The sequence below is a fragment of the Kocuria palustris genome, from assembly GCF_007666205.1.
Lineage (GTDB): Bacteria > Actinomycetota > Actinomycetes > Actinomycetales > Micrococcaceae > Kocuria > Kocuria palustris_A.
Map to the genome: position 1 here is coordinate 432,750 of NZ_VDOR01000002.1, position 12,725 is coordinate 445,474.

The 12,725-nt window shown below is 73.3% G+C and carries 10 protein-coding genes; 3 read left to right on the forward strand and 7 right to left on the reverse strand.

What is annotated here, in order from left to right; translation table 11 throughout:
• The first annotated feature begins 54 nt into the window (after positions 1-54).
• The gene (locus FSY66_RS04090) at positions 55-573 is read left to right on the forward strand and encodes an NUDIX hydrolase (RefSeq protein ID WP_144791511.1); all 519 of its coding nucleotides are present in this window, start codon (positions 55-57) and stop codon (positions 571-573) included.
• A 175-nt stretch (positions 574-748) separates the two neighbouring features.
• On the opposite strand, the gene FSY66_RS04095 is transcribed toward FSY66_RS04090, so the two are convergent.
• The 4 genes from FSY66_RS04095 to FSY66_RS04110 all read right to left on the reverse strand — a co-directional run bounded on the left by FSY66_RS04095 (position 749) and on the right by FSY66_RS04110 (position 5,788).
• Positions 749-2,494 carry a pyruvate dehydrogenase gene (locus FSY66_RS04095; RefSeq protein WP_144791513.1) on the reverse strand — a complete coding sequence of 582 codons (1,746 nt, stop codon included), beginning with the start codon at positions 2,492-2,494 and terminating at the stop codon, positions 749-751.
• 200 nt (positions 2,495-2,694) lie between these two features.
• Positions 2,695-4,107 (reverse strand): class II fumarate hydratase, encoded by a 1,413-nt coding sequence (locus tag FSY66_RS04100; protein ID WP_144791515.1) that lies wholly within the window; start codon positions 4,105-4,107, stop codon positions 2,695-2,697.
• A gap of 66 nt (positions 4,108-4,173) precedes the next feature.
• Complete coding sequence (locus FSY66_RS04105) at positions 4,174-4,845, reverse strand: carbonic anhydrase (protein ID WP_313955533.1); 672 nt, start codon at positions 4,843-4,845, stop codon at positions 4,174-4,176.
• A gap of 196 nt (positions 4,846-5,041) precedes the next feature.
• On the reverse strand, positions 5,042-5,788 hold the full coding sequence (locus FSY66_RS04110) for a DUF4245 domain-containing protein (protein WP_144791519.1): 747 nt from the start codon (positions 5,786-5,788) through the stop codon (positions 5,042-5,044).
• A gap of 236 nt (positions 5,789-6,024) precedes the next feature.
• Between FSY66_RS04110 and glpX the strand changes: the two genes are divergently transcribed.
• The gene (gene glpX, locus FSY66_RS04115; RefSeq protein WP_260853445.1) at positions 6,025-6,975 is read left to right on the forward strand and encodes a class II fructose-bisphosphatase; all 951 of its coding nucleotides are present in this window, start codon (positions 6,025-6,027) and stop codon (positions 6,973-6,975) included.
• Between the two features lie 214 nt (positions 6,976-7,189).
• Positions 7,190-9,055 (forward strand): hypothetical protein, encoded by a 1,866-nt coding sequence (locus FSY66_RS04120; protein WP_144791522.1) that lies wholly within the window; start codon positions 7,190-7,192, stop codon positions 9,053-9,055.
• An 81-nt stretch (positions 9,056-9,136) separates the two neighbouring features.
• On the opposite strand, the gene FSY66_RS04125 is transcribed toward FSY66_RS04120, so the two are convergent.
• The 3 genes from FSY66_RS04125 to purE form a co-directional block, all read right to left on the reverse strand.
• Complete coding sequence (locus tag FSY66_RS04125) at positions 9,137-10,213, reverse strand: lipid II:glycine glycyltransferase FemX (RefSeq protein WP_144791523.1); 1,077 nt, start codon at positions 10,211-10,213, stop codon at positions 9,137-9,139.
• Positions 10,214-10,260: 47 nt separating this feature from the next.
• Complete coding sequence (locus tag FSY66_RS04130; protein WP_260853431.1) at positions 10,261-12,150, reverse strand: LCP family protein; 1,890 nt, start codon at positions 12,148-12,150, stop codon at positions 10,261-10,263.
• 88 nt (positions 12,151-12,238) lie between these two features.
• Complete coding sequence (gene purE / locus FSY66_RS04135) at positions 12,239-12,724, reverse strand: 5-(carboxyamino)imidazole ribonucleotide mutase (protein WP_144791602.1); 486 nt, start codon at positions 12,722-12,724, stop codon at positions 12,239-12,241.
• Position 12,725 lies beyond the last annotated feature (1 nt).

Genomic DNA, 12,725 nt, shown 5'->3' on the forward strand with positions numbered 1-12,725 from the left:
CGGACCGCTCTGTGACAGGCTGGAGGCCCCTGCGGAAGCTGCGAGGAGGCGCCCATGACCACGCCCGAGTACATCCTGTCCCTGCGCGAGCGGATCGGCCACGACCTGCTCTGGCTGCCCGGGGCGACCGCCGTGGTGCTCCACGAGGGCCGGATCCTGCTGGGGCGGCGCTCGGACAACGGGAACTGGGCGCCCATCACCGGCATCGTCGACCCCGGCGAGGAGCCTGCGGCCACCGCGGTGCGCGAATGCGAGGAGGAGGCCGGGGTGGTCTGCGAGGTCGAGGGCCTGGCCGCGGTGAAGGCAGGGGGAGAGGTCGTGTTCCCCAACGGCGATCGCTGCCGCTTCCTGGACCACACGTTCCGGTGCCGCTACGTCAGTGGCACGGCGCGGGTCAACGACGACGAGTCCACGGAGATGGCCTGGTTCGATCTCGAGGACATGCCGTCCCTGCGCCCCGATCTCCTGCGGCGCGTTCGGGCCGCCCTTGATTTCGACGGCACCACGCAGTTCTCCACCGATCCCGGGCCGTCGCAGGACCCCACGGGCGCGCACGAGCCGCCCCGCTCCTGACCGGGGGCGGCCCGGGGGCCGGCTCGCGGCGGGCGACGGCACCCGCCCCGCCTGCGACCGGCCGATTCCGCACCGCTTCTGCATCGAGAGGCCGAATCCTCACCGTTTCAGCGCTGAATCGGTGAGGATTCGGCCGGTCGAGGCGCGCGGCGGCATCGGCACCGCCCGCGTCGGGTCACCGCAGGGCGTTGACGTTGCGCAGGTTCGACCGCGCCATCGAGACGGCCTCGCCGGCGCCGCCGTTCATCACGACCTTGCTGATCGCGGTCGCGAAGCCGAAGACCTGGTCCGAGGAGATCTGCGGGGGCATCGACAGCGCGTTGGGATCGGTGATGATCTCCACGAGCGAGGGGCCCCGGTGCGCCAGCGCCTCCTTGAGGGCGCCCTCGACGTCCTTGGCCCTGGTCACGCGGCGGGACTGGAATCCCATGGCCGCGGCGACCTGCGAGAAGTCCGTGTCCGGGACGTCCACGCCGAAGTCGGGCTGCCCGTCCACGAGCTGCTCGAGCTTGACCATGCCGAGCGTGGAGTTGTTGAACAGCACGACGGTCAGCGGCAGCCGGTAGCTGGCGGCCGTGATCAGCTCGCCCAGCAGCATGGACAGGCCGCCGTCGCCGGACATCGAGATGATCTGGCGGTCCGGGTAGGCCATCTGGGCGCCGATCGCGTGCGGCAGGGCGTTGGCCATGGTGCCGTGCTTGAACGAGCCGATGACCCGGCGGGTGCCCAGCGGGCGGATGTAGCGGGCCTGCCAGACATTCGTCATGCCGGTGTCGGCCGTGAAGACGGCGTCGTCGGCGGCGACCTGGTCCAGGACGCTGGCCACGTACTCCGGGTGGATCGGGCTGAGGCGCTTCACATTGCGGGTGTAGGCGCCCACGGCGTGGTTCATGATCCGGTCGTGGCGCTTGAGGGTCTTCTTCAGGAAGGACCGATTGCGCTTGCGCTTGAGCAGCGGCAGCAGGCCCTCGACCGTCGGCAGGGTGTCGCCGTGGACCGGGTAGTCGACCTGCGTGCGGCGCCCGAGGACGGACGCGTCGCGGTCGACCTGGATGGTCAGGGTGTCGGGCAGGAACTGGTCGTACGGGAAGTCCGTGCCGAGCATGACCATGACATCGGCGTCCTCCATGCCCTCGGCGGCCGCGCCGTAGCCGAGCAGCCCGGTCATGCCGACGTCGAAGGGGTTGTCGAACTGGATCGCATCCTTGCCGCGCAGCGAGTGCCCGATCGGGGCGCCCAGCACGTCGGCGAGCTCGATGACCGCGTCGTGGGCGTCGCGGACGCCGTCGCCCACGAACAGCGCGACGTTGTCGGCCTTGTTGAGGACCCCGGCCAGCTCGGCCAGGCATGCGGTGTCCGGGACGACGCTGGCGCCCATGACCGGCTTCCACTCGGGGGCCTCGGCGGTGGCCTCGAGGTCGGCGACGTCGCCGGGCAGGGTCACGACGGACACGCCGTGCAGGGTGGTCGCCTTCTGGATGGCCGAGCGCACCACGCGCGGGGACTGGTCCGTGGTCGAGATCATCTCCGAGTAGACGGAGCACTCGTTGAACAGGCGGTCCGGGTGGGTCTCCTGGAAGAACGACTGTCCGATCTGCGAGGACGGGATGTGCGAGGCGATCGCCAGGACCGGGGCGCCCGAGCGCTGGGCGTCGTACAGCCCGTTGATGAGGTGCAGGTTGCCCGGGCCGCACGAGCCGGCGCACACGGCGAGCTCGCCGGTGAGCTGGGCATCGGCGGCCGCAGCCAGTGCGGCGCCCTCCTCGTGGCGGACGTGGATCCAGTCGATGCCGCCGCGGGCCGCACCGCCGGTGCGGCGCACGGCGTCGACCACGGGGTTGAGGCTGTCGCCCACGATCCCGTAGATCCGGCGCACGCCGGCCTGCTGGAGCTGGGCCACGATCTGGTCTGCGAGCTTCACATGTCCTCCTGAGGTGCGCGGATCGACGCCTGCGATCCGCGCGGTCGATGGAATGCCGTCATCGTAAGCACGCGAGCGGTCCGCGCAGGGCGCATCGTGAGGCGGACGACATCACGCTGAGAGCGGACGACGACGGCCGCCCCCGCGGTCGGCGGAGGCGGCCGTCGTCGGCCCCGGGTCGGACCCGGATCAGCGGGCGATCACCGGTAGCGGCCGATCATCGTGGTGACGTCCAGGGCGGCGTCGAGCTGCTCCTCGGTGAGCTTCTCGCCGTCGACGTAGCCGAGCTCGACGGCGGCCTCGCGCACGGTGACCTTGTTCGCCACGGCGTGCTTGGCGATCTTGGCGGCGGACTCGTAGCCGATGGCCTTGTTCAGCGGGGTGACGATCGAGGGGGAGGCCTCGGCCAGGAAGCGGCAGCGGTCCTCGTTGGCGGTGAGGCCGTCGATCATCTTCTCGGCCATGACGGTCGAGGTGTTGGCCAGCAGGCGGATCGACTCGAGCAGGTTGGCCGCCATGACCGGGATGCCGACGTTGAGCTCGAAGGCGCCGTTGGTCGAGGACAGCGAGACGGTCGTGTCGTTGCCGATGACCTGGGCGGCGACCTGGATCGCCGCCTCGCAGATCACGGGATTGACCTTGCCGGGCATGATCGAGGAGCCGGGCTGCAGGTCGGGGATCGCGATCTCGCCGAGCCCGGTGTTGGGCCCGGAGCCCATCCAGCGCAGGTCGTTGCAGATCTTCATGTAGGAGTACGCGATGGTGCGCAGCTGCCCCGAGGCCTCCACGAGGCCGTCGCGGTTGGCCTGGGCCTCGAAGTGGTTGCGGGCCTCGGTGATCGGCAGGCCGGTCTCCTCGCCGAGCAGCTCGATCACGCGGGCCGAGAAGCCGTCCGGGGTGTTGATGCCGGTGCCGACGGCGGTGCCGCCCAGGGGCACCTCGGCCACGCGGGGCAGCGAGGACCGGACGCGCTCGATGCCGTAGCGGACCTGCGCGGCGTAGCCGCCGAACTCCTGGCCCAGGGTCACCGGGGTGGCGTCCATCAGGTGGGTGCGCCCGGACTTCACGATGCCCGAGAATTCCTCGGCCTTTCTCTCCAGGGACGCGGCCAGGGTCTCCATGGCCGGGATCAGCTCGTGGGACAGGGCCGCGGTCACGGCCACGTGGACCGAGGTCGGGAAGACGTCGTTGGAGGACTGCGAGGCGTTGACGTGGTCGTTGGGATGGACCGCGACGTCGGCCGAGGCGAGCTCGTCCGAGGCCAGCTTGGACAGGACCTCGTTGGTGTTCATGTTCGAGGAGGTGCCCGAGCCGGTCTGGAACACGTCGATCGGGAACTGGTCGTCGAACTCGCCGGAGGCCACGCGGTCCGCGGCGCTGCGGATCGCCGCGGCGCGCTGCTCGTCCAGCACCCCGAGCTCCTGGTTGGCCTGGGCCGCGGCCTTCTTGACCTGGGCCAGGGCGCGGATGTGCTGGCGCTCCAGGGTCTTGCCCGAGATCGGGAAGTTCTGGACGGCGCGCTGCGTCTGGGCGCTGTAGAGGGCGTCCGCGGGAACGCGGACCTCGCCCATCGTGTCGTGCTCGATGCGGTACTCGGAGGTGTTCTCAGTCATGCCGGTCAGTCTAGGGCCACGACGGGCCGGTCGCAGGGCCTCCGGCCCGCCGTGATCCGGCCCCGCTCAGGCCGAGGCGCTCGCGGCCCGGCCGCCCTCCGGGACGTCGAGCCACGAGCCGTGGCCGAAGGTGAGCGCGGCGTGGCCGTGCTGCAGGTTGTAGCACATGCCCACGATCGCGACCCGGCCCATCGAGACGGCGCCCGCGATGGAGCGCGACTGGTCGAGGATGCGGTGGGCGACCATCTCGACATTGGCCTCGACGATCTCGTCGACCGAGTCCTTCCCGGCGCGCTGCGAGTCGAGCACGGCCGGCATGATCCGCTCGACGAGCGAGCGCTGGAAGCCGCGCGGCATCTCGCCGCTGCGCACGGAGTCGCGGGCCGCGGTGACCGCGCCGCAGCTGTCGTGGCCCAGGATCACGATGAGCGGGACGCCCAGCACGTCGACGGAGTACTCGAGCGTTCCGATCACGGCGTCGTCGATGACCTGCCCGGCCGTGCGGACCACGAAGGCGTCGCCCAGGCCGAGGTCGAAGATGATCTCCGCGGCCAGGCGCGAGTCCGAGCAGCCGAAGATCGTGGCGAACGGGTTCTGCGCGTGCGCGAGCGACTCGCGCCGCGAGGCGTTCTGGTTGGGGTGCTGAGAGGTCCCCTCCACGAAGCGGCGGTTGCCGGCCTGCAGCTTCTCCCAGGCCAGCCGGGGGGTCAGGCGGGCGCCCGGGGCGGTCGAGGACACAGGGGCCGAGAGGCCCTGCGCGATCGCCGCGCCCTGCTCCTCCTGCGCGTCCTGCGCGACGCCCGTGCTCTGCGCGTCCGCGGAGCTCGTGCTCGCGTCCTGGGCTGCGGTCCGGTCGTCCTGGTCGGCGGCGTCCATGTGGTCCTCCTGCGGTGTCCTGGGTGGGGCGGGTGCGGCGCCGTTCGGGCGCCGGGGATCAGGAGCCGTCGTCGGCGGCATCGACGACGGCGTTCGCGGCGTGGTCGAACTCGGCGTCGGGAGCGGTGCCCTCGAGGACCACGGTGGTGCCGTCCACCTCGCCGACCCACGCGGTGCGGGGCTCGTCGTCGGCGTCCTCGCCGAAGTGGACCTCCCACTGCCTGCCGGCGGCCTCCGCCGTGCCGGACTGCGGGATCCCGTCGATCCGGTCGAGCAGCCACGTGGGATTCGCCTGGTCCGTCTGCGTCATCGACAGGAAGCCGCTGCGGGGGGTCACCCAGCCGGCCTCCCAGTAGGCGACGCCCTCGGCGGACTCGCCGTTCCAGCGCGCGAAGTTCGGGCTCCAGCCCTCGCCCAGATCGGGGGCGATCGGATCGAAGCCGGCCACCTCGGCGGCATTGCCGGCCTCCTGCGCCACATCGACGTCCGGGCGGTAGGGCTCGGCATCCGGGCGGGGCATCAGCAGGAACAGCGGCAGGACGATCAGCAGCAGCGCGCCCATGGACAGGAGCATGGCGCGGGCGGGGGCATGGACCTTGTCGGCCTGCTTGCGGGTCAGCCGGGGGATCGGCGCCTGCTCGTCCGGATCGGCTCCGCCGTGCTCGCCGACGGGGTCGTCGGCCGTCGGGCGGGCCTCGTCCGCGGCCCCGTCGCGGTCCTCGGCGGGATGCGCGGGTCCGGAGGCAGGGGGCGCGGCGGCGCGGGCGGGGCTCGAGCCGGTCCTGGAGTGCTGATCATCCGTCACGGCCTCCATTGTGCCCCGCCGCCGGGGCAGCGCCGAACCGGGCGGCGCGCCCGCGGAGGAGGCGGCGCCGCCCGGGCGGGCCATGACGTCGCCGATCCGCTCGCCGGCGCCCGAGCGGACCGGTTCCGGGCTACTCTGAGGGGCGTATATCGATGACGACGATGTCCCCGATCACTCGACGGTGAGGAACACCAGTGGCAGATCAGACCACCACCCAGTCCGCCCCCGACCGCAACATGGCCCTCGAGCTGGTCCGAGTGACGGAGGCGGCTGCGATCGCCGCGGGTCACTGGGTCGGCGCCGGCGACAAGAACAGCGCCGACGGCGCGGCGGTCGATGCCATGCGCTCGTTCCTGTCCACCGTCGACTTCAACGGCACCGTCGTGATCGGCGAGGGGGAGAAGGACGAGGCCCCCATGCTCTTCAACGGCGAGCAGGTGGGCGACGGCTCCGGACCGGCCAGCGACATCGCGGTGGACCCGATCGACGGCACCCGCCTAACCGCGCTCGGCATGAACAACGCCCTGTCCGTGATCGCCGTGGCCGACGGCGGCGCCATGTTCGATCCCTCCGCCGTGTTCTACATGGAGAAGCTGGTCGTGGGGCCCGAGGCCGCCGACTTCGTGGACCTCCGCCTGCCGGTCAAGCAGAACCTGCACCTGGTCGCCCGCGCCAAGGGCGTGCCCGTCAATCAGCTCACCGTGTGCGTGCTGGACCGCCCTCGCCACCAGGACCTGGTCGACGAGATCCGGGCCACGGGCGCGCGGACGCGCATGATCCTGGACGGCGACGTCGCCGGCGCGATCGCCGCCTGCCGCCACGGCACCGGAGTGGACGTCATGATGGGCACCGGCGGAACGCCCGAGGGCATCGTGACCGCATGCGCGATCAAGGCCACCGGCGGCGTCATCCAGGGTCGTCTGGCCCCGATCGACGACGACGAGCGCCAGCGCGCGATCGACGCCGGCCACGACCTCGACCGCGTCCTCACCACGGACGATCTGGTCACCACCGACAACTGCTTCTTCGCGGCCACCGGGATCACCGACGGCGATCTGCTGCGCGGCGTGCGCTACCGCGGCGACCGCATCTCCACCCAGTCGATCGTCATGCGCTCGCGCTCCGGCACGGTCCGCGTCGTCGAGGCGGAGCACATGGCCGAGAAGTGGTCCAAGTACGCGCGCTGATCCGCGCCGCCGGGCCGCGGGCTCGGCGACCCGCCAGGCCACGGGCCCCGGACCGGCCGGTCCGGGGCCCGTGGCCGTAGACTGGGGACCACCCCCGCGCCCCGTCGCCTGCGCCCCCTGACGTGCGGCGATCGGGCATCCACCGCCTGCGGTGATCGGCACCGCCCTCGCGGGCGCGGCCCCCCCGCCTACGCGCAGAGGAGTTCTCCCCATCGTGGCTCTGTCCGTCACCGCCAGCCAGAACCAGAAGACCTGGGACGCCACCGTGCGCGTGACCGGAGGCCACCCTCTCCAGCTGTGGGGCATCGGCGAGTCCCAGCGCGCCGCGGAGCCCGACCTGCAGATCGACCGGGTCGTGGTCCGGGATGCCTCCGAGCGCATGGTCGGCTACGGCCAGCTGCAGATCCGCCGCGAGAAGGTCGGGCGCAACGGGGCCTCGGTCGTGGTCGCCGAATGCCTCAACGTCCACTCCAATCGCGCCAGCACGATCCCCGAGCTGCTCGACGCGCTCGCCGAGTGCGCGGCCACCCGCTGGGATGCCGCCCTCTTCAGCGCGGAGCTCGACGCCCCCAGCTCCCCGGAGCTCGTGGAGGCCGTGCGCTCGCGCGGCTGGCAGCGCACGGGCACGGTCGCCGAGGGCGACGGCGGGCCCCGCCGGCTGCGGGTGAGCCTGGGGACCTCGGAGGCGGATCTGGCCTCCCGGCTCTCGGAGGCCACGCTGGATCGCTGCCGCGCCGGTCTGAGGGTCTCGGACGTCGCCGTCCGCGAGGTCACCGAGCGCTCGGGCGACGTCCGGGCGGCGGGGCTGAAGACCCAGCAGATCAGCCATCTGCTGCACGAGCTCGGCCAGGACTCCCTGCTGCTCGTGGCGACGCAGGAGCGCCCCGGCCAGGAGCCGGTCGCGCTGGGCTACCTCTGGTTCGTGCACACCGTGGGCCAGGCGATGCTCTACCGGGTGGGCTTCACGCGCTCGGCCCGGGAGCTCGGCATCGACGACGCGCTGCTGCTCACCGGGGCGGTCGAGCTGCAGAAGCGCGGCGTCCAGCGGCTCGACGGCGGCGACGTGGCCGATCCCGACGTCCCCACGGTCGTGCGCGAGCTCGCGGACGTCGAGCGTGTGATCCTGGGCTCGTGGCGCAAGCCGCTGATCTCGGACACGATGGCCGATGCCCCGGCGGCCGGCACGGGCGCCCGGGGCGATTCCGACGAGTCCTCGGAGCCGTCGCAGGGCCGCGGCCGCCGCGGGCTCTTCGGCCGCCGGCGCGGGGCGCAGACCGCCGAGCGCGGCCCCGAGTCCTCCGAGGCCCGCGCCGCCGAGCCCGAGCGCACCGTGGCCGCCTCGACGGACGCCGCAGCCGATCGCGCCGCCGCCGAGCGCCGCCGCGACGCCAGGCGCCAGGTGAGCTCGGATCTGGGGGTGGACGCGACCGATCAGACGCCGGCCGTGACCTCCGACGCGGCCGCGATGGGGGCCGACTCCCGGGACGCTGCCGCGCGGGGGAGCCGAGGCCCTGATGCCGGAGCCGCTGGGACGGCGGCGGGGACGGCCGCCGGATCGGGATCGACGCCGGCGGCGCCCGGGCCGTCCGAGGCCGAGCGCGGCGGCGGCTCCAAGGCGGCGAAGAAGGCCGCGCGCCGGCAGGCCAGGGCGCAGAAGCAGCAGGAGCGAGCCGCGGCACCGGCCTCCGACCGGGACCGGGCTCCTGCGCAGGAGGCGGCGGCATCGGATGCGCGGGGGCCGGTGCGCGGCGGGGGCCCGGACGACGACGCGCGCCCGGAGGGCTCGTCCGCCGGAGTCGCCGGCCCGGTCGGCGCCGCCGGGGGCTCCCGCGGCGAGCAGTCGCCGGGACGGGGCGCGGCCGAGGGGCCCGAGCCGGTCGCTGCCGCGGTCCGCCCGGCGGAGGTGCGCGTCCAGCAGGCGCGGCGCGAGCGGGAGATGAAGGCGGAGCACCGCCGCGCCGAGCGCGTGGCGCTCAAGGCCGAGCAGTTCGAGGCGGAGCAGAAGGCGCCCAAGGAGCCTCTCGGCAAGCGGCTGCGCCGCGAGGCCGGCGGTGCCATCCGCGACGCCCTGGGGCGCTGAGACCAGGACCGGGACCGGCGGCGAGGTCGGCGCTGGGATCCGCGCTCAGGCCGGCCCCGGCGCCGCCGCGGGGCCGGGTCCTCAGGCCTTCGGCCCGCGCAGCCGATCGCGCACCGCGGACGCCCGCTGCGCTGCCGCGGAGGGCACCCGCCTGAGGGCCGCGGGGCCCTCCTCGCGCAGGGCGCCCGCGGCGGCACGGCCGCGGGACCTCGCGGCGCCCAGGCCCTCGCGCGCGGCCCGCAGCGTCGTGTACGCCGCGTACCCGCCGGTCGAGACGGGCAGGTCCCACGTCCCGGGGTACTCGACGGGAGTCCCGCCGAAGGCCTTCTTGAACCGGGTGAAGCCGTGCCACTCGTGCTCGGGGCCGGCATCATCCGGGGCCGTGCCGAACAGATCGAAGGTCGTCAGCCCCTTCTCCTTGGCATCCAGGATCATGCGCACGACCAGCGGGATGCCCGCGGAGAGCTTCCGGTGCTCGAGATCCATCGAGGCGTGGGCATAGGTCCGGGTGTCGTCGGAGTCGTAGACGAGCGAGGCCCCGATGGGCTCGCCCTCGAGGCGGGCCACGTAGAGCACGGCGGCGCCGCGCGGCATGAGGATCTCCGCGGCGGTGCGCAGGTAGTCGTCGTGCTGGCGGTGGAAGCCCTTGCGCTCGGCCGTCTGCTGCAGGAACCGGAGGAGGATCGAGATCGTCTCCGGCTCGGTGTGGGCGGTGAACGTCACGCCCTTCTTGTGGATGTTGCGGTGCAGGTTGCGGTTGGTGGACTTCATGTCCTTGAGGATCGCGTCCTCGTCCTGCCGCAGATCCACGAGCTGCGTGTGCCCCGGCTGGAGATGCCGCGGGGAGGGCCGGAAGCCGCGACGGCGCATGGCCTCGGACATGGACTCCTGACCGGAGCGGATCGCGGCGAAGGCCGGCTCGACGCGCACGAACCAGCAGCCGTGCTCGGCGGCGGCCGCGCGCAGCGACTCGACGGCGGCCTCGAAGGCCTCGACGGTCTCGGCGATCGGCCCGTACGGCGCGTAGAGGTAGCGGCCGGCGCGTCCGCCCTCGATCGTCGCCTGCCAGGACCACCCCCGGCCGGAGTCCTGGAGCACGGTGTGGCCCAGGGCCCGCTGGAAGTCCGCCCACGGTTCGGTCTGCAGAATATTCGTCACGCCGACACTGTACCGGCCGGGTCCCGCGGGCCCCGGCGTGCCCGCGGTCACGGCACGGAGCAGGTGCCGTTGGCCGAGAGCTCGGGGGTCTCCTCGCCGCCTCCGTCGTCGGCCGTCTGGGCCGGGACCGCGACCAGCGCCGATGAGCCGAGCGGGCCCCCGCCGACGCTCGGACCGGCGGCCTGCGGGTCCTCGCCCTGGGCGGAGTCGAGCAGCTCCTGGACATCGGCGTGCAGCTGGTCGTAGTCGGGGTAGGTGGGGAACACGGCGTCGTAGTAGGGCGGCCCCGCCGCGTACGGCACGAGGTCGTGGTCCTTGGCCTGCACCGCGAGGTCCACGAAGGAGCCCAGGGAGGCCTGGGGGATGTCGGTCTCGACGACCTGGGTGCCGGCGTCGGCGAGCTCCTCGAACTGGGTGACCACGTTGGCGGGGTTGAGCTGCTGGAGCATCGCCGCCTGCACGCAGCGCTGGCGCGCCTGCCGGTCGTAGTCCGAGGCGCCCTCCCGGGAGCGGGCGTACCAGAGCGCGTGGAAGCCGTCGAGCTCCTGGACGCCGGGCTCGATGTAGCCGTCGATCGGGTTGGGCTCCCCGGTGATCTCGTTGGTGCCGCCGCCGATCGGGACCTCGCCGCCGACGTCGATCGTGATGCCGCCGAGGGCGTCGATGAGCTGCTCGAAGCCGTTCATGTCGATCATCGCGTAGCCCTGGATGTCGATCCCCAGCGCTCCGGAGGCCGCGTCCTTCATGGCCTCGACGCCGGGGTCCTCGACGTCGTCGCCGTAGACGTCCGGGTGGTTCTGCATGACGTCCGTGTAGACGGCGTTGAGCAGGCACTCGTCGCCGCAGCTGTAGCCCTCCGGGTACACCTCGTGCATGGGGGAGTCGTCGGGGAACGGGACGTTCTGCAGGTTGCGCGGCAGGGAGATCGTGGCCGTCTGGCCGGAGTCCGCGTCGATGCTGAGCACGGTCATGGAGTCGGGTCGCAGGCCGACCCTGTCCTCGCCGGCGTCGGCGCCCATCAGCAGGATGTTGTACCGCCCGTCGGAGGGCCGGAAGGGCATGCCCCCGGCGAAGATCTCGCCGACCGTCCCGCGCGTGACGCTGAGCAGGTGCGCCGAGTAGAGCAGGCCGCCGGAGGTCACGACCATGAGCAGCGCGAGCCCCGCGCACGTCAGGGCCCGGGCGCGCTGCTCGAGCAGGCCCGGGCGGATCAGCCGCAGCGTGTCCAGGAACAGCACCGCCCACCAGATCGCGGCCGCCACGAGGCCCAGCCAGATGACGCGCCCGGACAGGCTGTTCGTCAGCAGGAAGACCAGGGGATTGCGCCACAGCAGACCCGAGAGCAGCACGACGATCGCGATCGCCCAGCACGCCACGGTGATGGGCAGCGCGATGCGGCCCAGGCGTCGATGCCCGGCGGCGATCTGCGCCGAGCCCGGGAACACGAGGGTCCCCAGGATCAGCAGCCACGCCCGCCACGTGCGCCGCCCGGGGGAGACGAACGACGGGTCCTCGAGCGCCCGATCCCACGAGCCGGCGCCCTGCCGGGACGACAGCCGGGCATCGGCCGGGACCTCGGCGGCGATGTCGTCGTCCCAGCCGTCGTCCTGCGGCCGGGCATCGTCGTCCCAGCCGCCCCAGTCATCCCGGCCGCCGCCGTACCGGCCGTCCCCGTCGTTCCAGCCGTCCTGACCGGGCCGGCCATCGCGACGGCCGCCCTGGCCGTCCCACCGCTGCTCGTCCTGACCCGCGGGGCCGGGGCGGCCGCCGTCCCGGGCCTGCTCCTGACCGGTGCGTCGGGCGCTGGGCGAGGCGTCGGCCCAGTGCCCGGCCGCGGTCGACCCGTCGCCGCGCGCGACGTCGAACGGGCGGTCGGCGGCGGAGCGGCCGTCGCTGCGGCGGCGCCGGGGGTCACGGGGAAGCTGAGGTCCAGTCACGGTGTCTCGCGCTCGGTGGGGAAGGCGGGGGAGCAGCTCATGCGCGTGAGCGGCGCGGCCGCCCGGAGGGGGCCGCCGGTGCGGGGGCTCACCGCGACAGGCGGCGGCGCAGCGACCGGCCCTTGTCCTGGGCCGAGGCATTGAGGTCGGCGGCGAAGGAGTTCAGGTCGCGGCGCAGGCGGGTCGCCTGGTCGTCCGTCCCGGAAGCCAGGATGCGCGCGGCCAGCAGTCCCGCGTTGCGCGCCCCGCCGATCGAGACCGTGGCCACCGGCACGCCCGCCGGCATCTGCACGATCGACAGCAGCGAGTCCAGGCCGTCGAGGGTCTTCAGGGGCACGGGCACGCCGATGACGGGCAGCGGGGTGGTCGCGGCGATCATGCCGGGCAGGTGGGCGGCGCCCCCGGCCCCGGCGATGATCACGCGCAGGCCGCGCATCTCCGCGGAGGAGCCGTAGTCGATCATCTCGCTCGGCATGCGGTGGGCGGAGACCACGTCGACCTCGCAGCTCACGCCGAGCTCGTCGAGGACCTGCACCGCGGCCTCCATGACGGACCAGTCGGAGTCCGATCCCATG

Coding starts and splice junctions, on each gene's coding strand:
- FSY66_RS04090 (WP_144791511.1), top strand. CDS start 55: ATGACCACGCCCGAGTACATCCTGTCCCTGCGCGAGCGGATCGGCCAC.
- FSY66_RS04100 (WP_144791515.1), bottom strand. CDS start 4,107: ATGACTGAGAACACCTCCGAGTACCGCATCGAGCACGACACGATGGGC.
- glpX (WP_260853445.1), top strand. CDS start 6,025: ATGGCCCTCGAGCTGGTCCGAGTGACGGAGGCGGCTGCGATCGCCGCG.
- purE (WP_144791602.1), bottom strand. CDS start 12,724: ATGGGATCGGACTCCGACTGGTCCGTCATGGAGGCCGCGGTGCAGGTC.